This is a genomic window from Priestia sp. BR_2, from assembly GCF_041954005.1.
Lineage (GTDB): Bacteria > Bacillota > Bacilli > Paenibacillales > Paenibacillaceae > Paenibacillus_AQ > Paenibacillus_AQ lautus_A.
The window spans coordinates 1-1,725 of sequence record NZ_JAVFHM010000113.1; the positions used below are offsets into that span (position 1 = coordinate 1).

Annotated in this window: 2 protein-coding genes; both read right to left on the reverse strand. The window is 32.3% G+C overall.

The features are described 5' to 3' along the window. Positions 1 to 252 precede the first annotated feature (252 nt). A complete protein-coding gene (locus RB298_RS03670; protein ID WP_486045821.1) occupies positions 253 to 1,065 on the reverse strand; it encodes a MetQ/NlpA family ABC transporter substrate-binding protein in 813 nt (270 codons plus the stop codon). A 230-nt stretch (positions 1,066 to 1,295) separates the two neighbouring features. Further along, positions 1,296 to 1,725: GNAT family N-acetyltransferase (locus tag RB298_RS03675; protein ID WP_486045823.1), on the reverse strand; the 430-nt coding region annotated here is incomplete at its 5' end.

Consider the following 1,725-nt stretch of genomic DNA (forward strand, 5'->3'; position numbering starts at 1 on the left):
GGACCAGGTAAAATAACTAAAAAGACGCATGTAATTACAAACAAATAAAAGTTTTCCATTTTGTTATCGCCTCTCAATCAAAATAGTTCTGTACTTATAATTCTTACAGTGTATTATATGTTAATCGTTTTATTAATTGAAGATAAACACTGTAATTAAATAGAATGATTTGGAAAAGTTTACTTACAAAAAAAGAGGTACCCTTTTATTAAGAAAGGTACCCTAATTTTACAAATTAAATGTTACATGAATTTACTTAGTGACGGGTAGGACCGCACCTTTATATTTATCTTTAATAAAGTCTTGAATCTCTTTAGAGTGTAGTACATTCATTAACTTTTTTATCTTACCCGAATTTTCATCTCCTTTTCTAACTGCAACAATGTTAACATACGGAGATTTCGGCCCTTCTAAGATTAAAGCATCTTTAGTAGGCGTTAATCCAGAATCTAAAGCATAATTGGTATTAATAGCAAAAAGGTCAGCTTCATTATTCTCATATGCTTTAGGTAATAGTCCAGGGTCAATAGGAGATTTAAAGGTAATATTTTTCGGGTTTTTATTAATATCCTTAATAGACGCTGTCACTTTATTTACTCCCTTTTTAAAGGTAATTAATTTTTCTTTTTCTAATAGCATTAAGATTCTGCCTTGATCTGCAGCATTACTGCTAATTTGAATAGTAGCATTTTTCTTGATATCTGAAACTTTTTTATAGTTTTTAGAATAGATTCCAAATGGTTCAATATGAACAGCGCCAGCATTTACTAAGTTATAGCCTTTTTCTTTATTCTCACTTTCAAGATATGGTACATGCTGGAAATAATTCACATCGAGTTCCTTATCTGCCAGCGCTTTATTAGTCATCACGATATCCTGAAACACTTTAATTTTCATATCGTTTACTTGTTTTTTTAATAACGGCTTTGCTTTTTCTAATATCTCAGCATGCGGTACATTAGCAGCCCCAATTACGATCGTTTTATTGTCCTCTTCAGTTTTGTTTCCACAAGCAGCTAGAAGTAATATAAATAATGCTGCAAAAATTAAGCCTATTTTTTTCATTGTTGTTGATTCTTCCTTTGTAGTTAGTATAGTTTTTAAATTTTACTTTTTGAGGCATAGAGGGCATTTATACATTTTATTAGTTTTCTATTGTTTGATGAAAAAGACAAGAGAGCAAGAGAGAACCAAATAAAAATAAATGAGAGCCATTGCGTCAACGTAATGGAAGAACTATTCTCTTCTTTAACAACTTGATTAAATTCAGCCATAGCCCTTACCCTTCGTTCTTTTTATTCTCCTACAGGATTTTTGGGTCCGTTAAGGTTTAATTGATAAAAAGCTAAGTCAAGCCATCTATTGAATTTAAATCCGGCTTTTTCTATTGTGCCTGAATGAACAAAGCCAAAGTTTTTATGCATGGCAATGCTTCCTTCGTTTGTCGCGTCAATACCAGCAATTAATGTCATATACTCTCTTTCATTGGCAATGCCTATTAATTCTTTCATTAAAGATGTCCCGATTCCTTTTCCTCGATACCCCTGGTTTACATATACAGAATGTTCAATCGAATATTTGTAAGCAGGCCAAGCTCTAAAAGGCCCAAAGGTCGCAAATCCAACTACCTTGCCATCTTGCTCACATACTAATATTGGATAACCCTCTTCCACTTTTTCTTGATACCAAATTTCTCTGTTTTCAAGAGTTTGGGGTGTATAAGTG

Bases quoted from the DNA above. Each gene is read 5' to 3' on its own strand.
- RB298_RS03670 (WP_486045821.1), bottom strand. From the start codon at position 1,065: ATGAAAAAAATAGGCTTAATTTTTGCAGCATTATTTATATTACTTCTA.